Annotated in this window: 15 protein-coding genes and 1 pseudogene; 5 read left to right on the top strand and 11 right to left on the bottom strand. The window is 61.4% G+C overall.

Features of this window, described 5'->3' with window-relative positions; genetic code table 11:
* Positions 1 to 72: 72 nt before the first annotated feature.
* From PSH94_RS25070 to glnK, 3 genes are all read right to left on the bottom strand, one after another.
* Positions 73 to 498, bottom strand: coding sequence for a secondary thiamine-phosphate synthase enzyme YjbQ (locus PSH94_RS25070; RefSeq protein ID WP_305435984.1), 426 nt, complete (start codon positions 496 to 498; stop codon positions 73 to 75).
* A gap of 210 nt (positions 499 to 708) precedes the next feature.
* Complete coding sequence (locus PSH94_RS25075; RefSeq protein WP_181076311.1) at positions 709 to 2,046, bottom strand: ammonium transporter; 1,338 nt, start codon at positions 2,044 to 2,046, stop codon at positions 709 to 711.
* Between the two features lie 34 nt (positions 2,047 to 2,080).
* Positions 2,081 to 2,419, bottom strand: coding sequence for a P-II family nitrogen regulator (glnK, locus tag PSH94_RS25080; protein ID WP_002555808.1), 339 nt, complete (start codon positions 2,417 to 2,419; stop codon positions 2,081 to 2,083).
* Between the two features lie 419 nt (positions 2,420 to 2,838).
* Between glnK and PSH94_RS25085 the strand changes: the two genes are divergently transcribed.
* Positions 2,839 to 3,099 (top strand): accessory factor UbiK family protein, encoded by a 261-nt coding sequence (locus PSH94_RS25085; RefSeq protein WP_034101453.1) that lies wholly within the window; start codon positions 2,839 to 2,841, stop codon positions 3,097 to 3,099.
* 166 nt (positions 3,100 to 3,265) lie between these two features.
* The gene (locus PSH94_RS25090; RefSeq protein WP_305435985.1) at positions 3,266 to 4,762 is read left to right on the top strand and encodes a YifB family Mg chelatase-like AAA ATPase; all 1,497 of its coding nucleotides are present in this window, start codon (positions 3,266 to 3,268) and stop codon (positions 4,760 to 4,762) included.
* Between the two features lie 24 nt (positions 4,763 to 4,786).
* On the opposite strand, the gene PSH94_RS26235 is transcribed toward PSH94_RS25090, so the two are convergent.
* From PSH94_RS26235 to PSH94_RS25100, 3 genes and pseudogenes are all read right to left on the bottom strand, one after another.
* Entirely contained in the window at positions 4,787 to 5,647 is an 861-nt protein-coding gene (locus tag PSH94_RS26235; RefSeq protein ID WP_370694786.1) for a methyl-accepting chemotaxis protein, read from the bottom strand.
* A gap of 42 nt (positions 5,648 to 5,689) precedes the next feature.
* Positions 5,690 to 6,763 (bottom strand): annotated as a pseudogene (locus PSH94_RS26240) (Cache 3/Cache 2 fusion domain-containing protein); the annotation flags it as partial.
* Positions 6,764 to 6,940: 177 nt separating this feature from the next.
* A complete protein-coding gene (locus PSH94_RS25100; protein ID WP_305435986.1) occupies positions 6,941 to 7,861 on the bottom strand; it encodes a LysR substrate-binding domain-containing protein in 921 nt (306 codons plus the stop codon).
* 153 nt (positions 7,862 to 8,014) lie between these two features.
* Here PSH94_RS25100 and PSH94_RS25105 point away from each other — a divergent pair, with 153 nt between their 5' ends.
* A complete protein-coding gene (locus tag PSH94_RS25105) occupies positions 8,015 to 9,418 on the top strand; it encodes a NorM family multidrug efflux MATE transporter (RefSeq protein WP_181076580.1) in 1,404 nt (467 codons plus the stop codon).
* A 27-nt stretch (positions 9,419 to 9,445) separates the two neighbouring features.
* Here PSH94_RS25105 and PSH94_RS25110 read toward each other — a convergent pair whose 3' ends face one another.
* Positions 9,446 to 11,119, bottom strand: a complete 1,674-nt coding sequence (locus PSH94_RS25110) for a bifunctional diguanylate cyclase/phosphodiesterase (protein ID WP_305435987.1) — start codon at positions 11,117 to 11,119, stop codon at positions 9,446 to 9,448.
* A gap of 268 nt (positions 11,120 to 11,387) precedes the next feature.
* Here PSH94_RS25110 and rep point away from each other — a divergent pair, with 268 nt between their 5' ends.
* Positions 11,388 to 13,397 carry a DNA helicase Rep gene (gene rep / locus PSH94_RS25115; RefSeq protein ID WP_181076301.1) on the top strand — a complete coding sequence of 670 codons (2,010 nt, stop codon included), beginning with the start codon at positions 11,388 to 11,390 and terminating at the stop codon, positions 13,395 to 13,397.
* Positions 13,398 to 13,455: 58 nt separating this feature from the next.
* Positions 13,456 to 14,028: a xanthine phosphoribosyltransferase gene (locus PSH94_RS25120; RefSeq protein WP_305435988.1), complete on the top strand. Its 573-nt coding sequence runs from the start codon at positions 13,456 to 13,458 to the stop codon at positions 14,026 to 14,028.
* A gap of 135 nt (positions 14,029 to 14,163) precedes the next feature.
* Here the strand turns inward: PSH94_RS25120 and PSH94_RS25125 are convergent, their stop codons facing one another.
* The 4 genes from PSH94_RS25125 to alr form a co-directional block, all read right to left on the bottom strand.
* Positions 14,164 to 16,086: an acetyl-CoA hydrolase/transferase C-terminal domain-containing protein gene (locus PSH94_RS25125; RefSeq protein ID WP_305435989.1), complete on the bottom strand. Its 1,923-nt coding sequence runs from the start codon at positions 16,084 to 16,086 to the stop codon at positions 14,164 to 14,166.
* 136 nt (positions 16,087 to 16,222) lie between these two features.
* Complete coding sequence (locus PSH94_RS25130) at positions 16,223 to 16,633, bottom strand: cytochrome c5 family protein (protein WP_305437754.1); 411 nt, start codon at positions 16,631 to 16,633, stop codon at positions 16,223 to 16,225.
* A 181-nt stretch (positions 16,634 to 16,814) separates the two neighbouring features.
* A complete protein-coding gene (locus PSH94_RS25135; RefSeq protein WP_005792468.1) occupies positions 16,815 to 17,363 on the bottom strand; it encodes a cupin domain-containing protein in 549 nt (182 codons plus the stop codon).
* Between the two features lie 114 nt (positions 17,364 to 17,477).
* Complete coding sequence (alr, locus tag PSH94_RS25140; protein WP_181076296.1) at positions 17,478 to 18,551, bottom strand: alanine racemase; 1,074 nt, start codon at positions 18,549 to 18,551, stop codon at positions 17,478 to 17,480.
* Between the last annotated feature and the right edge of the window lie 67 nt (positions 18,552 to 18,618).

Genomic DNA, 18,618 nt, shown 5'->3' on the forward strand with positions numbered 1-18,618 from the left:
TTAGTTATAGCCCAGCTTCACCCTCTGTCGAGCTCGCCGGAAAAAAATCACATCCACTGGATTACCAGTGGCTTACGCCTCATCACCCTGCAGGGTGGCGAGGACTTTGCGAGCACCGCCATGATCACGGTGCTCGCCCAGGTAAACGCCCTGCCACGTCCCGATCGCCAAACGGCCGGCCTTCACCGGCAAACTCAGCTGACAGCCCAGGAGACTGGCCTTGAAGTGCGCCGGCAGATCGTCCGGACCTTCGTCGTTGTGCTCAAACCCTGCGCGGCCTTTCGGCACCAGCAGGTTGAAAAACCGTTCGAAGTCACGGCGAACCGCCGGGTCGGCGTTCTCGTTGACGGTCAACGAGGCCGAAGTGTGCTGCAACCACAGGTGCAACAGTCCTACGCGACACGCCTTTAATTCAGGCAAGCCGGCAAGCAACTCGTCGGTCACCAGGTGAAAGCCCCGGGGCTTGGCCCGCAGGGTAATCAGGGTCTGTTGCCACATACAGTTCTCCGCCCATCGGCGCGCATTCTAGCGCGCTCTGGGAAAAAACAAAGTGTCGAATACGCCTACATGCCTGTAAGACATTCGCATGCTGAAAAATGCTCTATACGTCCCGACGCAAACATGACGCAAAAACCGCCGGAGCCTGTATGACTGACAAACGCCAGGCAAAAAAATGCCCGGCAAGCCGGGCATCTTTTTTTCGCGTACTTACAAGTTGTAGCCGCGCTCGTTGTGTTGCGCCAGATCGAGGCCGACCGCTTCTTCCTCTTCGGTAACGCGCAGCCCCATGACCATATCCAGCACCTTGAGGATGACGTAGGTGACGATCGCCGTGTAGATCACGGTGAAGCCCACGCCTTTGCACTGGATCCAGACCTGTGCCGCTACGTCCGTCACGGTACCGAAGCCGCCCCATGCAGGCGCTGCGAACACACCGGTAAGGATCGCGCCGACGATACCGCCGATACCGTGCACCCCGAACGCGTCCAGGGAGTCGTCATAGCCCAGCTTGCGCTTGAGGCTGGTGGCGCAGAAGAAGCAGATCACACCGGCCACCAGGCCGATCACCAGGGCGCCCATCGGGCCCACGGTGCCTGCAGCCGGGGTGACGGCAACCAGGCCCGCCACCACGCCCGAGGCGATGCCCAGTGCGCTCGGTTTACCGTGGGTGATCCACTCGGCGAACATCCAGCCCAGTGCTGCGGCAGCGGTAGCGATCTGAGTGACCAGCATCGCCATGCCGGCGGTACCGTTGGCGGCCGCCGCGGAACCTGCGTTGAAACCAAACCAACCAATCCACAGCATGGCCGCGCCGATCAGGGTGTAACCCAGGTTGTGCGGCGCCATCGGCGTGGTTGGGTAACCTTTACGCTTGCCGAGCACGATGCACGCCACCAGGCCAGCCACACCGGCGTTGATGTGCACCACGGTGCCACCGGCGAAGTCCAGCACGCCCCAGTCCCACAGCAGGCCGCCGTTGCCGCTCCACACCATGTGTGCGATCGGTGCGTAGACCAGAGTGAACCAGATGGCCATGAAGATCAGCATGGCGGAGAACTTCATACGCTCAGCAAACGCGCCGACGATCAGCGCCGGTGTGATGATCGCGAAGGTCATCTGGAAGGTGATGAACACCGCCTCAGGGAACAGTGCCGCCGGGCCGGTAATGCTGGCTGGGGTGACACCGGCCAGGAACGCCTTGCCCATGCCGCCGACGAAGGAATTGAAGTTGACCACGCCCTGTTCCATACCGGTGGTATCGAACGCGATGCTGTAACCGTAGATAACCCACAGAATGCTGATCAGGCCAGTGATGGCGAAGCATTGCATCATCACTGAAAGAATATTTTTGGAGCGAACCATGCCGCCGTAGAACAGCGCCAGGCCAGGGATGGTCATGAACAGCACCAGCGCGGTGGATGTGAGCATCCACGCCGTGTCGCCGGAGTTGAGGACTGGAGCAGCCACTTCGTCTGCCGCCATGGCCAGGCTTGGCATTACGATGGACAACAGGGCTCCGAGCCCTGCGAATTTACGCAGAGTCATATTGTTTTCTCCTGGGGCGTTGGGGTTTAGCGGCTTAGATTGCGTCGGTATCGGTTTCGCCGGTACGGATGCGAATAGCCTGTTCCAGATTGACCACAAAGATCTTGCCGTCACCGATCTTGCCGGTGTTGGCAGCCTTGGTTATCGCCTCGATAACCCGGTCAAGATCCTTGTCGTCAATGGCGACATCAATCTTCACCTTCGGCAGGAAATCCACTACATATTCCGCGCCGCGATACAGCTCGGTGTGACCCTTCTGCCGACCGAAGCCTTTGACCTCAGTAACGGTAATGCCCTGCACGCCGATCTCGGACAACGACTCGCGTACATCGTCCAACTTGAACGGCTTGATGATGGCAGTGACTAGCTTCATGAAAACTCTCTCCCGAATTGGTGGACTTGCCCCAGGAAAACAAACCCGTCTCAAGTCTAAGCGCAGTGCCTGGCTTTGTAACGCGTCGTCGCCTCGGCATGCCGTTGCGACGCCAGCTAACCACTGGTGACAAACCTGTACCCCTGATCCATCGGCGCACTGCATTCGTCACAGCGACTGCATCAGTGCATGGGTCATGATCGTCTAAGCAGAAACCTTGCCAGCTCCGTGAAACTCACTGAAATCAATCCTTTGCTCACTTATGCCCACCTGCGGGGCGATGTGGCGAGCCTGACGCGCACAAAAACGGTGCGCAGCCCGCCGGAGCCCTGCGCGAAAAGCGTGCGCCCAAGGCCGTGAAAAAGACTATAGACGGTGCGTGATACACTGCCCGCCAACTGTTTTCCGGAATATTTCCCATGCTCGCGCCCAAAGATTTCCTCGATGCCCTGAGCGGCCACGCCTCTCGCCTGTTCAGCGGCGAAACTCCGCTGCCCCGCAATGAAATCGAAAGCCAGTTCAAGGCCTTGCTGCAAAGCGGTTTCAGCAAGCTCGACCTGGTCAGCCGTGAAGAATTCGACAGCCAGATGGTCGTGCTCGCCCGCACGCGGGCACGGCTGGAGAGCCTGGAGGCGAAGGTGGCGGAGCTGGAAGCGCGGCTGACGCCTGACCAGAAATAACCCACACTCCTTTGCACAAGCGAGCTTGTTCGCGCAGATCTTCGCGAGCAGGCTCACGTCGCCACGCCCAAGATACGTTCTGTAAAACCTCCCCGCCCCGCGCTGACTTGCCTCGTCTACCCTTGAAAAACCGCAGGAAGCGGCCCTCATTTTTCAAGGAACGAGCATGTCACTGGCCATCGTCCACAGCCGCGCCCAAATCGGTGTCGAAGCCCCCGCCGTCACCGTCGAAGTGCACATGGCCAACGGCCTGCCGTCCCTGACTCTGGTGGGCTTGCCCGAAACCGCAGTCAAAGAAAGCAAGGACCGCGTGCGCAGCGCCATTCTCAACTCCGCGCTGCAATACCCGGCCCGCCGCATCACCCTCAACCTCGCGCCCGCCGACCTGCCCAAGGATGGCGGGCGTTTTGATCTGGCGATTGCCCTAGGCATCCTGGCCGCGAGTGTGCAGGTGCCGACGTTGATGCTCGACGACGTGGAATGCCTGGGCGAATTGGCGCTGTCCGGCGAGGTACGCGCCGTCAAAGGCGTGTTGCCGGCGGCGCTGGCTGCGCGCAAGGCCGGGCGCACTGTGATAGTGCCGCGCGCGAATGCGGAGGAAGCATGCCTGGCATCGGGCTTGAAAGTGATTGCAGTGGATCACTTGCTGCAGGTCGTGGCGCACCTCAATGGGCACGCGCCGATTGAGCCCTACACATCCGACGGTTTGCTGTACCTGAGCAAACCGTACCCGAACCTGAGCGAAGTGCAGGGCCAGATGACGGCCAAGCGGGCGTTGCTGATCGCCGCGGCCGGCGCACACAACCTGCTGCTGAGCGGCCCGCCGGGCACCGGCAAGACCTTGCTCGCCAGCCGCCTGCCCGGCCTGCTGCCGCCTTTGAGCGAGCAGGAAGCACTGGAGGTCGCGGCGATTCAATCGGTGGTCAGCCTGGCGCCGCTGAGCCATTGGCCCCATCGACCGTTTCGCCAACCGCACCACTCAGCCTCCGGGCCGGCCTTGGTGGGCGGCGGCTCAAAACCCCAGCCGGGGGAAATTACCCTGGCGCATCACGGCGTGTTGTTTCTGGATGAGCTGCCGGAATTTGATCGCAAGGTGCTGGAGGTTTTGCGTGAGCCGCTGGAGTCAGGGCATATCGTGATTTCCCGCGCGCGCGACCGAGTGAGCTTCCCGGCGCGCTTTCAACTGGTGGCAGCGATGAATCCCTGCCCCTGTGGGTATCTGGGCGATCCTACCGGCCGTTGTCGCTGTACGCCGGAGCAGATCCAGCGCTATCGCAACAAACTGTCCGGGCCGCTGCTGGACCGGATCGATCTGCACCTGACGGTCGCGCGTGAAACCACGGCGCTGAACCCCACCCAAGCGCCCGGCGATAACACCGCGACGGCGGCCGCACAGGTTGCCGACGCTCGAGAACGGCAGGAAAAACGCCAGGGCTGCGCCAACGCGTTTCTGGATCTGCCAGGGCTGCGTGAGCATTGCAGGCTGGCGAAGGCCGATGAAAGCTGGCTGGAACATGCCTGCGAGCGGCTGACACTGTCCTTGCGCGCGGCTCACCGGCTGCTCAAGGTCGCCCGTACCTTGGCCGACCTGGAGCAGGCGGAGGCGATCACTCGCGAGCATCTGCAGGAGGCACTGCAATACCGCCCTGCAGCGGTCACTTGACCCTCGTTTTTACCCGTCAGTGCTTCAGCGGAAGCGGTCCACCTCATGCCGCAAGCCCGACGCCAGGGTCTCCAGCTCCTTGGCGGTGATCGCCAGGTTCGACACCACTTCGCGTTGTTCGCTGTTGGCCAGCGCAATGCTCTGCAGATTACTGCTGAGCAGCGTTGCGGTGCTGCTCTGCTCCTGGGTGGCGGTGGTAATCGCGGCGAACTGCTGGCCGGCCGAGCGGCTTTGCTCGTCGATTCGCGCCAGGGCCGAGGCCACATCGGCATTGCGCGACAGGCCTTCCTGCATCAGCACCTTGCCCTGCTCCATGGTGCTGATGGCGTTACCGGTTTCCTTCTGGATGCTTTGAATCATTGCGGAAATTTCGTCGGTGGCTTCGCGGGTACGCGAAGCCAGGTTGCGCACTTCGTCCGCCACCACGGCGAAACCACGCCCCTGTTCACCAGCACGTGCCGCCTCGATGGCTGCGTTGAGCGCCAGCAGGTTGGTCTGTTCGGCGATGGCCGTGATCACGCCGACGATCCCACCGATTTCCTGGGAGCGCTGGCCCAGGGTGTTGATCACTGTGGCGGTGCTGTTCAACGCCGTGGCGATATGCTCCAGCGAAGATGAGGCCTCCTGCATCGAGTTGCGACCGATGCGGGTTTGCTGGGCGTTCTCCTGAGCCAGGCGTTCGGTGTTGCCCATGTTGTCGGCAATGTTCAGCGACGTCGCACTGAACTCTTCCACCGCGCCGGCCATGCTGGTGATTTCGCCGGACTGCTGCTCCATGCCTTCATAGGCGCCGCCGGACAAACCGGACAGCGCCTGTGCACGGCCATTAACTTCTTCTGCGGCCTTGCGGATATGCGACACCATGGTCGACAGCGCCTCACCCATCTGGTTGAAGGCGCGCGCCAGTTGGCCGATTTCGTCGTGACTGGAAACGTTCAGGCGTGCACTCAAGTCCCCCGCACCCAAGGCTTCAGCCTGGCGCACCAGATCGCCCAGCGGCGCCAGCTTGCTGCGCAGCAACCAGACCGTAGCGCCCACCGCCAGCAACATCGCCAACACACTGCCGATGACCAGGCGCAGGCCGACGGCCCAGGTAACCGCACGAATTTCCGCCTTGGGCATGCTGGCAACGACCGCCCAGGGGCCACCGTCGAAGGGCACCGATACACTGTAGAAATCTTCGCTCTTATCGCTCCAGAACCGCCCCTTGCCCGGGGTTTTGGCTAAGTCCAGCATTACCGGCACCGCCTGCTCCGGGGTCTGTACGCCGGCCGGTGGCACCAGCCAGTGTTTCTGTTCATCCAGCAAGGCCAGCGAACCGGTCTGGCCGATACGGAAGCGCTTGAGATTCTCGAACTGGGCACTCTGCGCGTCCGTGTAGTCGAAGCCGATGAACAGCACGGCGATGACTTTACCGCCGGCGTCCCGCACCGGGCTGTACTGCGTCATGTAGGAGCGATCGAAAAGTACTGCCCGACCAATATAAGGCTGTCCGCTGAATACTCGCGCATAGGCCGGACCCTGACGGTCCAGCACGGTGCCAATCGCGCGGCTGCCGTCCTGCTTGGTCAGGGAAGTGCTGACCCGGATAAAGTCATCGCCACTGCGCACGAACACCGTAGCGACGCCGCCGGACATCTGTTTGAACTCGTCCACTTCGTTGAAGTTGTTGTTCAACACATCGCTGCCCAGGTACAGGCTCGGGGTCTGCACACCGGCGACGGCAATCGGCTGGTCCGCGCGCACGCTCAAACCGGCACTGAAACGCTGCTCGAACAGCCCGGTCAGGCGCTGGGTGCTTTCACGCAACGTGCTGTGGAACGTGTTGAGCTGATCGGCGAGCAAGCGTGCCTCACTGGCCAAGTGTTCCTCGCGGGTATCAAGGTTGGCGGCATCCAGGGAACGCAAGGCAAAAACAGTGCTGCCGCCGATGGCGACAGCCAGGATCAAGGCGAGGGCAATACCCAGTTGTGAGGCGATCCGAGCGCGAGGTTGAGACATGACAGCTCCTGGCCGAGGCCAGGATCATCCTGATCTCTTAGCGATGCTCGGCAAATTATCCAGTGGGGTACGTCGGCGCACCGTGGCTCCAATACTGCTACTTCGGCGGGATGAGCAAATACTTGAGCAGATCGCAGGGGTATCACGCAAACGGTTGCGCAGCAGGCGCTGCGGGCTTCAATCCAGGCGTTCCACCGCCGGCAGGAGCATGGCCTGAACTTCACTCTGAAGAAAATCCGCCAGGCGTCGCAGGCGTTCGCCACCGGGACGGGTCTTTGGCCAAACCAGGTAATAGTTTTCTCCACTGGCCACGGCGGTCGGCCACGGCAGGCTCAACCGGCCCTGGGCCACGTCTTCGGCGACCATAAGCAGGTCCCCCATGGAAACCCCATACCCACGCGCCGCGGCAATCATGCCCAACTCCAACGTGTCGAAGACCTGTCCGCCCTTGAGCGACACTTGAGACGACAGCCCCATGCGCTCCAGCCAATAGCGCCAGTCACGCCGATCGGGCGTGGGGTGCAGCAGCTCGGCCGTGGCCAGGCGCGCCACATCCCAGGGACCATCGTCCAGCAGGTTCGGCGCGCCAACCGGAATCAGCATCTCGGGAAACAAGTGGCACGCCTCCCAGTCCGTCGGAAAATGGCCGTTGCTCAGCAGCACCGCGCAGTCGAACGGTTCCTGATTGAAGTCCACTTCATCGACGCTCATCCATGCGCTCGTCAATTGCACCTCGTTGCCCGGCTGCAAATGCCGGAAGCGGCTGAGCCGCGCCAGCAACCAACGCATGGTCAGGGTCGAGGGCGCCTTCATGCGCAGGATGTCGTCATCGGTGTTCAGGGTGTGGCAGGCCCGCTCCAGCGCGGCAAAGCCTTCGCGTACGCCAGGCAGCAACAGCCGTGCGGCTTCGGTGAGTTGCAGATGGCGCCCGCTGCGCTGGAACAGGCGACAGGCAAAATGCTCTTCGAGGGTGCGGATATGCCGGCTCACGGCGCTTTGCGTGATCGATAGCTCATCCGCCGCCCGGGTGAATGAGTTATGCCGGGAGGCAGCCTCGAATGCCCTCAGGGCATACAGCGGAGGAAGACGACGAGACATAAGGAAAGCTCCGACAACGCAATAAGAGAACCGTACCAGAATCCACAGAGGCATGAGTTTTAATCATGTGAACGATCGCATTTATCCCTTTGTGCAATGGGCCGGGAGCGCCGAGAATCAACCCTCCCCCCATTCCATGACTTTTCGAGCGTGATGATCATGCAGCATCCGGCACGTACCGAACTCTGGGCCATCCTGCGGCTGTCAGGGCCGCTGATCGCTTCGCAGTTGGCCCACATGTTAATGGTGCTGACCGATACGCTGATGATGGCGCGCCTGAGCCCCGAAGCCTTGGCCGGCGGCGGCTTGGGCGCGGCGAGCTATTCGTTCGTGTCGATTTTCTGCATCGGTGTGATCGCCGCCGTGGGTACGCTGGTAGCCATCCGCCACGGCGCGGGCGACATCGAAGGCGCCACGCGCCTGACCCAGGCCGGGCTCTGGCTCGCCTGGCTGATGGCCCTGGCAGCCGGCCTGCTGCTGTGGAACCTCAAGCCCGTGTTGCTGCTGTTCGGCCAGACCGAAACCAATGTGCATTCGGCGGGGCAATTCCTGACGATCCTGCCCTTCGCCCTGCCCGGCTACCTGAGCTTCATGGCGTTGCGCGGTTTCACCAGCGCCATCGGCAAGGCCACGCCGGTCATGGTGATCAGCCTTGGCGGCACGGTGCTTAACTACTTGCTAAACCACGCGCTGATTGAAGGTCTGTTCGGCTTGCCGAAACTGGGCCTGATGGGCATTGGTCTGGTCACCGCGATCGTCGCCAATGGCATGGCGCTGGCACTGATGTGGTACATCCGTAGCAATCGCGCGTATGCGGCTTACCCGCTGAGCAGCGGCCTGCTGCGTCTGAACACCCATTACCTGCGCGAATTGTGGCGCCTGGGCCTGCCGATCGGCGGCACCTATGCGGTGGAAGTCGGATTGTTTGCCTTCGCGGCACTGTGCATGGGCACCATGGGCAGTACGCAACTGGCCGCGCATCAGATCGCCCTGCAGATCGTCTCGGTGGCGTTCATGGTGCCGGCGGGCATGTCCTACGCGGTGACCATGCGCATCGGGCAGCATTACGGGGCCGGGCAGTTGCTGCAGGCACGCCTGGCGGGGCGCGTCGGGATCGGTTTCGGTGCCTTGGTGATGCTGGGTTTTGCCGCCGTGCTGTGGCTGTACTCCGACCCTCTGATCGGACTGTTCCTCGACCATAACGACCCGGCATTCCATGACGTCATTGTATTGGCCGTCAGCCTGCTGGCCGTGGCGGCCTGGTTCGAACTGTTCGACGGCGTGCAGACGATCGCCATGGGCTGTATTCGTGGGCTCAAGGACGCCAAGACCACCTTCCTGGTGGGGCTGGCTTGCTATTGGCTGATCGGGGCGCCGTCGGCATGGTTGATGGCGTTCACCCTGGGCTGGGGGCCAACCGGCGTGTGGTGGGGCCTGGCGCTGGGGCTGGCCTGCGCGGCGGTGAGCCTGACGTGGGCGTTTGAAGCAAAGATGAAACGCATGATTCATCAGGAACCTGCGACTCAAGGCGTGTTTCAGGCTGCGCAAGCAGACTGAAAGGCCAACTTCACCGGCTCCACCGCGCTAGATAACCGCGCCCGGCATGGCCTGCTGGCCATCGCCGACGGTCAGGTAAGCCACCAGCTCAGGCAATGGCAATGGCTTGCTGATCAGGTAGCCCTGGGCCTGATCGCAGCCAAATAACCGCAACAGCGCCAGTTGTTCCTGGGTTTCCACGCCTTCGGCCACCACCTCCAGGTTGAGGTTGTGGGCCAGGTTGATCATGGCGTGTACCAATTTGCGGTTTTCTTCACGCTCCTCCATGCCGCCGACAAAACTCTTGTCGATCTTCAACAGGGCAATCGGCAGGCTGTTGAGGTGCACGAACGAAGAGAAACCGGTACCGAAGTCATCCAGGGAAAACCGCACGCCCAGGCGACCGAGGGCATCCATGGTCTGTTTGACCAAATCGCTGCGGCGCATCACAGCGGTTTCGGTCAGCTCGAATTCCAGCCACTGCGCCTCTACCCCACGCTCCGCAATCAGACGGCTGAGGGTGGAAAGCAGTTGGCTGTCCTGAAACTGGCGAAACGACAGGTTCACCGCCATGTGCAGCGGCGGCAGGCCGCGTTCGCGCAAGTCCTGCATGTCGCGCAGGGCACGGGAGATCACCCAATAGCCAAGCGGTACGATCAGGCCGCTTTGTTCGGCCAGCGGTACGAACTCGCTGGGCGGCAACAGGCCACGTTCGCCGTGGCGCCAGCGCACCAAGGCTTCGAGGCCGACAATGTGGCCGTCGTCCAGGTCCAGGCGCGGTTGGTAGTGCAGCTCCAGCTCATCACGCCGCAGGGCACGACGCAGCTCGCTTTCCAGGTCGGCCAGGCTGCGGGCGTTGCGGTTGATGCGTTCGTTGAAGATATGAAAGGTGCAGCCCTGGGTGCTCTTGGCCTGCTGCATGGCGATATGGGCGTGCCACATCAGCGGGTCGGCGCCGGCGCGAGCGCGGGCATGGGCCACGCCCAGGCTGCAGCCGATCAGCAGGCTTTCGCCATCCACCCAGTAAGGTTCGGCCATGACTTGCGTGATGCGTTCGGCCATCCACTCGGCACGTTGGGGCGCGCGGCGGGTATCTATCAACAGAGCGAATTCATCGCTGCCCAGGCGGGCGAGTTGGTCGCCGACTTCGAGTTGGCTCTTGAGCCGCGACACTACCTGCAGAATCAGGCGGTCGCCGGCCTGGTGGCCAAGGGCGTCGTTGGCATGTCGGAAATTGTCCAGGTCCAGGTGACCGAGAGCCAGGCCGCGACCGTCGTTCTCGGCCAGTCGCGCGGCCAGCAAGGTCAGGAAGCCCTGACGGTTGGCGATGCCGGTCAGCGGGTCCTGTTCGGCCAGGCGTTGCAGGGTTGTTTCCAGCACACCGCGCTCGCGAACATGGCGCAGGCAGCGGCGCAGCGTGTCGACGGCCACGCCATCGCGCACCAGCCAATCGCTGACGCCTAACGGCGCAACCAGCGGTTCCTGCTCCAGCAGGAGCACGCAGGGCAGGCTGCAACGGCCGGGGGCGGGTTGCAGCATCGGTGTGGTCAACAGCACCGCGCTCTGGTCGTCATCGAACAGACGACTCACGGAGTCCCAGTTTGGCGCGCTGATCAGCACAGCCCCATCGCCCATCGGCGCCAGGCACTCGCGCAACAACGCTGCCCACTCAGGCGTATCGGCCAGAAGCAGCAAACGCAAGGGTTCGACAGGCGTAGACAAGCTAGCTCCCTAGACTCTGCAAAATTTCGTTGGCGGCGGGCATTATGACGTGCGGCCTGATAATCACCAATGATAAGAGTTATCAAACACGCAGGCTGTAATCATTTGTCAGCGCTTTAACCACAAGAAGCCCCGACATCCTGCGGCAAAGTAGCAAAACCGGCAAATTTAGATCGAGTGGTACGTCACACCGTCGATCCAGAGCAGCAGAATCTTGCCAGCCTGTTAAAATGCCCGCCCTTTTGATCAACGACCCCACACATTCCGTATGTCCCGACTCAACCCCCGGCAGCAAGAAGCCGTGAACTACGTCGGCGGCCCTCTATTGGTGCTCGCCGGCGCAGGCTCCGGCAAGACCAGCGTGATTACCCGCAAGATCGCGCACCTGATCCAGAACTGCGGCATCCGCGCCCAGTACATCGTCGCGATGACCTTTACCAATAAGGCCGCGCGGGAAATGAAAGAGCGCGTCGGCACCCTGCTCAAGGGTGGCGAAGGCCGTGGCCTCACCGTGTGTACCTTCCACAACCTGGGGCTGAACATCATCCGCAAGGAGCATGTGCGGCTGGGCTACAAGCCAGGCTTTTCGATCTTTGACGAGACCGACGTCAAAGCCTTGATGACCGACATCATGCAGAAGGAATACGCGGGCGACGACGGCGTCGACGAGATCAAAAACATGATCGGCGCCTGGAAAAACGATCTGGTCCTGCCGCCCGAAGCCCTTGAAAACGCGCGCAACCCCAAGGAACAGACCGCCGCCATCGTTTACACCCACTACCAGCGCACGCTCAAAGCGTTCAACGCCGTGGACTTCGACGACCTTATCCTGCTGCCGGTCAAACTGTTCCAGGAACACAAGGACATCCTGGAAAAATGGCAGAACAAGGTGCGCTACCTGCTGGTCGACGAATATCAGGACACCAACGCCAGCCAATATCTGCTGGTGAAGCTGCTGATCGGCACGCGCAACCAGTTCACCGTGGTGGGCGACGATGACCAGTCGATTTACGCCTGGCGCGGCGCTCGTCCGGAAAACCTGATGCTGCTCAAGGAGGATTACCCATCCTTGAAAGTGGTGATGCTGGAGCAGAACTACCGCTCCACCAGCCGCATCCTGCGCTGCGCCAACGTGCTGATCTCCAACAACCCCCACGAGTTCGAAAAACAGCTGTGGAGCGAGATGGGCCACGGCGACGAGATCCGCGTGATCCGTTGCCGCAACGAAGACGCCGAAGCCGAGCGCGTGGCCGTCGAGATCCTCAGCCTGCACTTGCGCACCGACCGGCCCTATAGCGATTTTGCGATCCTGTATCGGGGCAACTACCAGGCCAAGCTGATCGAGTTGAAGTTGCAGCATCACCAGGTGCCGTATCGCCTGTCGGGCGGCAACAGCTTTTTCGGACGCCAGGAAGTCAAAGACCTGATGGCGTACTTCCGCCTGATCGTAAACCCGGACGACGACAACGCCTTCCTGCGCGTCATCAACGTGCCACGCCGGGAGATCGGTTCGACGACCCTGGAAAAGCTCGGCAACTACGCTACCGAACGTAAGATCTCGATGTACGCCGCCACCGACGAAATCGGCCTGGGCGAACACCTGGACACGCGCTTCACCGACCGCCTGTCGCGCTTCAAACGCTTTATGGACAAGGTGCGCGAGCAATGCGCCGGCGAAGACCCGATCAGCGCCCTGCGCAGCATGGTCATGGACATCGACTATGAAAACTGGCTGCGCACCAACAGCTCCAGCGACAAGGCCGCGGATTACCGTATGGGCAACGTCTGGTTCCTGATCGAGGCGCTGAAGAACACCCTGGAAAAAGACGAAGACGGCGAAATGACCGTCGAAGACGCCATCGGCAAGCTGGTACTGCGTGACATGCTCGAACGCCAGCAGGAAGAGGAAGACGGCGCCGAAGGTGTACAAATGATGACCTTGCATGCGTCCAAGGGTCTGGAATTCCCCTACGTGTTCATCATGGGCATGGAAGAGGAAATCCTCCCGCACCGCTCCAGCATCGAAGCCGACACCATCGAGGAAGAACGGCGCCTGGCCTACGTGGGCATTACCCGCGCGCGTCAGACCCTGGCCTTCACCTTTGCCGCCAAGCGCAAGCAATACGGCGAAATCATCGATTGTGCCCCCAGCCGGTTCCTCGACGAACTGCCGCCGGACGACCTGGCCTGGGAAGGCAATGACGACACCCCGACCGAGGTGAAGGCCGTTCGCGGCAATACCGCCCTGGCGGACATACGCGCGATGTTAAAGCGCTAGAATCGACTACTTTTTAATCTACTTTCGGCGCACAACGCGCCATTAGAGGAAGCTTTCCGTGGAAGCACTGCACAAGAAAATTCGCGAAGAAGGCATCGTGCTTTCCGATCAGGTACTCAAGGTCGATGCGTTTCTGAACCACCAGATCGACCCGGCGCTGATGAAACTGATCGGCGACGAGTTCGCCGCGTTGTTCAAGGACTCGGGCATCACCAAGATCGTCACCATTGAGGCCTCGGGCATCGCCCCGGCGATCATGACCGGCCTGAACCTGGGCGTGCCGGTGATTTTCGCGCGCAAGCAGCAATCCCTGACCCTGACCGAAAACCTGCTGTCGGCGACGGTGTATTCGTTCACCAAGAAAACCGAAAGCACCGTGGCCATCTCGCCGCGTCACCTCACCAGCAGCGACCGCGTCCTGGTGATCGACGACTTCCTGGCCAACGGCAAGGCGTCCCAGGCACTGATTTCGATCATCAAGCAGGCCGGCGCAACCGTGGCCGGTTTGGGGATCGTGATCGAGAAGTCGTTCCAGGGTGGCCGCGCCGAGCTGGACGCGCAGGGTTATCGGGTTGAGTCGCTGGCGCGCGTGAAGTCGTTGGAAGGTGGTGTGGTCACCTTCATCGAGTAATTTGCTACGAGGTGAACACGCATCAAAATGTGGGAGGGGGCTTGCCCCCGATAACAGTGGTTCAGCCAACACATTTGGGACTGATACGCCGCTATCGGGGGCACGCCCCCTTCCACAGTTGGCCCTGTGTTGGTTTTAGTGTGCGGTTGCTTGTAAGCCAGCGAGTAACAGGCGCTGATAGAGGTCCTCCTTCAAACCTTCAGGCTTGTCCAACCGCATCCGCCTCAAATGCTCTGGAAACGCTTCCGGTTCCGGCGCATCCAATGCAGCCTTGCCCAACTCGAGAATCTCCGTCAGCTTGAATTTGCTCTTGAGCCAGTTCAGCGCCCGCAACAGATCTCGCTCCTCATGAGTGAAATCGCTGCCCAGCGGATATTCGGGGAACAAGCGTCGGTGTCGCGCCTGGATACCCTGCAACCGTTCGGGCGTGTTGTCGCTGAACCGCGGATCCAGCTGGAAATCCTTGGGCAATTTGCCGGCCTTCTGCGCCTGTTGGATCAGGTCATTCTGGAAGCGCGAGTCGGTGATGCTGAGCAACGCCTCGATCACCTTGGCGTCCGTCTGACCGCGCAAGTCCGCGATGCCGTATTCGGTAATGACGATGTCCCGCAGGTGCCGGGGAATGGTGCAGTGACCGTAGTCCCAGACGATATTGGAACTGACCTCCCCGGCCGATTCGCGCCAGCTCCGCAGGATCAGGATCGAGCGAGCGCCCTCCAGCGCATGGCCCTGGGCGACAAAGTTGTATTGCCCACCGACCCCGCTGAGTACGTGGCCGTCTTCCAACTGGTCGGCCACGCCCGCGCCCAGCAGCGTCACCATGATCGCGCTGTTGATAAATCGCGCATCCTGGCGCTGCAGGCGCTTGAGTGCCTCCTGACCGTACAGCTCGTTGATGTAACTGATACCTGTCATGTTGAATTCAAGGCGCTTGGCGTGGGTCATTTCCTGCAAGCGCTGGTAAAAACTCCGAGGCCCTAGAAAGAAACCGCCGTGGATCGACACGCCATCGGTCTGCGCGGCGTCATCGAGCAAGCCCGCGTTGGCCTGTTCTTGAGTGGCGACATCCGGGTACACCTTGCGCCGCACGATGCCCGCGTCGGCCAGTACCAGCAGGCCATTCACGAACATTTCGCTGCAGCCGTACAGGCCACGGGCGAACGGCGCAACCCCGCCTTCACGGCTGATCAACGGCGCCCAGCGGTATACATCCAGGTCCGTCAGCAGCAAGCGATAGGCTTCGTTGTCCGCCTGACGCGCCAGCAGTGCGGCCGTGAGTGCATCGCCCATCGAGCCGATACCAATCTGCAACGTGCCGCCGTCGCGTACCAGGGTGCTGGTGTGCAGGCCGATAAAGTGATCCTGGAAACCCACTGGCATATTGGGTGTGGAAAACAGCGTGGTGCTGTCCTTTTCGTCGAGCAGGTAGTCGAATGCGTCCATGCCCAGCTCGGAATCCCCGGGCATGTAGGGTAATTCGGTGTGAACCTGACCGACGATCAGGATGGTTTCACCCGCGTCGCGGCGCCTGGCGATCATCGGCAGCAGGTCGAGGGTAATGTCGGGGTTGCAGCTCAGGCTCAGACGGTCGGGGTGTTCGGCACTGCTGGCGACCAGCTGCGCCACCAGGTTCAGGCCGGCAGCGTTGATGTCGCGGGCGGCGTGGCTGTAATTGCTGCTGACGTAGTCCTGCTGCGCCGATGCACTGTGCAGCAGGCTGCCGGGTTGCATGAAGAATTGCTGCACGCGGATATTGGCCGGCAAGCTGTCTGTGTGCAGGCCGGCGAGGAAATCCAGCTCGGGGTAATCGCCGAACACACGCTCGATGAAGGGTTCGAGAAAGCGCTTCTGCAAACCGTCGCCCAATGTCGGGCGGCCCAGGCTCAAGGCGGTGTAGATCGTCAGTGCCCGCTCCGGCAGCTTGGCGATACGCCGGTACAGCGCGTTGACAAACAGATTGGGCTTGCCCAGGCCCAGCGGCAGGCCCATATGGATATGCGCCGGCAATCGCGCCAGTACGTCATCAACTGCTTGCTCGATTGAACACAACTGCACCATCCGACCCTCCTGACATTCCATGAATTGGAGTTGGACCGAGCTTGCAGGGTCTTTGCTGCAATAACCAGCCTCGACCTATCAATTGCAGGCACAAAAAAGCCGCTCGGAAGCGGCATTTTTGGCGAAGCTACCCGGGTTACAGACCGGACATCTTCTTGATGGCGCCCTTGAGCTCCTCATCGGAGCAATCGGCGCAGGTACCTTTGGGCGGCATGGCGTTGATACCGGTAATGGCTTTGGCCAGGATGCCATCAAGGCCGCCCTGGTGATCGGCGCGCTCTTTCCAGGCCGCGGTATCGCCGATTTTCGGCGCGCCCAGCAAACCTGTGCCGTGGCATGCATTGCAATGCTTGGCGATGATGTCATCCGGCGTTTTCGCACCGCCGCCGCCCGCCGTCACGGCCACCTCCATGCCCTTGCATTCCTGGCCCTGGACGCACACCTGGCCGACAGGCTCCAGGCGCTTGGCGATCTCATCGTTGGTCGCAGCTTGAGCGCTGACAGCCCAGAGGGCCAGTACGGTTGCTGGTGCAGCCAGCATTTTCATAATTAGGTTCACGCGTTCACCCTCAATGGTGGCTATTCACGCCTGCGGCCACGGTTTCGCAGGCGGCGAAAGTATAACGGTTAGCCCGCCTGGCCGAAACAACCCCATTAAATAAAGGGAGATTCAGCCTCGCGGATACTGCCACGGGCGGCTCTGCAACGCTGGCAGGACGCCTCTTGTGTTAAAAGTTCGCGGGTGTGGCTGCGCTGATTAGTCGCGCCGGCACGTCGAACGGGTTGCGGAAACGGTGGGGCTTGGTGCTTTCAAAGTAGTAGCTATCGCCCGCTTCGAGCACAAAAGTTTCAAGACCGACCACCAACTCCAAGCGGCCCTCAAGCAAAATCCCGGTTTCCTCACCTTCGTGGGTGAGCATTTCCTCACCTGTGTCGGCGCCCGGCGGATAGATCTCGTTGAGGAACGCGATAGCCCGGCTGGGGTGCGCCCGGCCCACCAGCTTCATGGTGACCGCGCCGTCGGAGATATCGATCAGCTCATTGGCTTTATAGACGATCTGCGTCGGTATTTCCTGGAGGATCTCTTCGGAAAAGAACTCGACCATGGACATCGGAATGCCGCCCAGCACCTTGCGCAAGGAGCTGATCGAGGGGCTGACACTGTTTTTTTCGATCATCGAAATGGTGCTGTTGGTGACACCCGCGCGCTTGGCGAGCTCACGCTGGGAAAGACCTTTGAGTTTACGGATGGATTGCAGTCGTTCGCCGACGTCCAATGCAGGTGCCTCCTAGGATTCAGGCTTGTTGTAATTGAGCGTTATCATGGCGACAGCGTTCAGTATTTACAACACTTTGGCCTAAATCCCGACCAGCTCCATTCGTAACGGCGCTCAGGCCTCGGAGTAGAGCCTTGGCACCCGCCGCAGGTTGCAGAAAATCTGGTAGGGGATGGTGTCGGCGGCGACGGCGACGTCGCTGGCCAGGATGTTTTTTCCCCACAACTCCACCGTCGAGCCCAGGCCGGCCTGAGGCACGTCCGTCAGGTCGATACAAAGCATGTCCATGGACACGCGCCCCAGCAACCGGCTGCGCTGCCCAGCCACCAGCACTGGCGTCCCGGTGGGAGCGTGACGTGGGTAGCCATCGGCGTAACCCATGGCGACCACACCGATCCGCATGGGTTTGGGCGTGATGAACCTGGCGCCGTAGCCCACTGGCTCACCCGCCGGCAGCTCACGCACGCAGATCACTTTCGATTCCAGGGTCATTACCGGCTGCAGGCGCGCGGCCACGGCCTGGTCTTCGCCAAACGGCGTGGCGCCGTACAGCATGATGCCGGGGCGCACCCAGTCGCTGGACACATTCGGCCAGCCCATCACCGACGGCGAATTGCGCAGGCTCACCTCGGCCGCCAGGCCCTGGCGCGCCGCGTCAAACACCGCCACTTGCTCATCGCTGCTCACGCAATCGAGCTCATCGGCACGTGCGAAGTGGCTCATCAAGACGATTTTTGCAACGCTGCCGGTGGCCAGCAGGCGTTGGTAAGCCTCGTGATAATCCTTGGGATGCAGGCCGACACGATGCATGCCCGAATCCAGTTTCAACCACACGGTCAGCGGTTTGCTCAAGCGAGCCTGTTCGATAGCTTCCAGTTGCCACAGCGAATGCACCACACACCAGAAATCATGCTCGATGATCAGCGGTAGCTCGTCGGCTTCAAAAAAGCCTTCCAGCAGCAGCACCGGCCCACGAATGCCGGCGGCACGCAGTTCCAGTGCTTCCTCGATGCAGGCCACGGCAAAACCATCGGCCTGCGCCTCCAGCGCCTGGGCCACCCGCACGGCGCCATGGCCGTAGGCATCGGCCTTGATCACGGCAAGCGCCTTGGCGCCCGTGACTTCACGGGCCAATTGGTAGTTGTGGCGCAAGGCTTGGAGGTCGATCAGGGCACGGGCTGGACGCATGGCGGCAGGCTTCTAGGCGGCGGAGTGAAAAAAAAACCGGCACCGATCAACAGCCTCGGCGCCGGGA

The organism is Pseudomonas sp. FP2254, from assembly GCF_030687695.1.
Lineage (GTDB): Bacteria > Pseudomonadota > Gammaproteobacteria > Pseudomonadales > Pseudomonadaceae > Aquipseudomonas > Aquipseudomonas quebecensis.

Coding starts and splice junctions, on each gene's coding strand:
- alr (WP_181076296.1), bottom strand. CDS start 18,551: ATGCGTCCAGCCCGTGCCCTGATCGACCTCCAAGCCTTGCGCCACAAC.
- PSH94_RS26235 (WP_370694786.1), bottom strand. CDS start 5,647: ATGGGTGAGGCGCTGTCGACCATGGTGTCGCATATCCGCAAGGCCGCA.
- PSH94_RS25125 (WP_305435989.1), bottom strand. CDS start 16,086: ATGGTGCAGTTGTGTTCAATCGAGCAAGCAGTTGATGACGTACTGGCG.
- PSH94_RS25070 (WP_305435984.1), bottom strand. CDS start 498: ATGTGGCAACAGACCCTGATTACCCTGCGGGCCAAGCCCCGGGGCTTT.
- PSH94_RS25090 (WP_305435985.1), top strand. CDS start 3,266: ATGTCACTGGCCATCGTCCACAGCCGCGCCCAAATCGGTGTCGAAGCC.
- PSH94_RS25130 (WP_305437754.1), bottom strand. CDS start 16,633: ATGAAAATGCTGGCTGCACCAGCAACCGTACTGGCCCTCTGGGCTGTC.
- PSH94_RS25075 (WP_181076311.1), bottom strand. CDS start 2,046: ATGACTCTGCGTAAATTCGCAGGGCTCGGAGCCCTGTTGTCCATCGTA.
- rep (WP_181076301.1), top strand. CDS start 11,388: ATGTCCCGACTCAACCCCCGGCAGCAAGAAGCCGTGAACTACGTCGGC.
- PSH94_RS25100 (WP_305435986.1), bottom strand. CDS start 7,861: ATGTCTCGTCGTCTTCCTCCGCTGTATGCCCTGAGGGCATTCGAGGCT.
- PSH94_RS25105 (WP_181076580.1), top strand. CDS start 8,015: ATGATCATGCAGCATCCGGCACGTACCGAACTCTGGGCCATCCTGCGG.
- glnK (WP_002555808.1), bottom strand. CDS start 2,419: ATGAAGCTAGTCACTGCCATCATCAAGCCGTTCAAGTTGGACGATGTA.
- PSH94_RS25085 (WP_034101453.1), top strand. CDS start 2,839: ATGCTCGCGCCCAAAGATTTCCTCGATGCCCTGAGCGGCCACGCCTCT.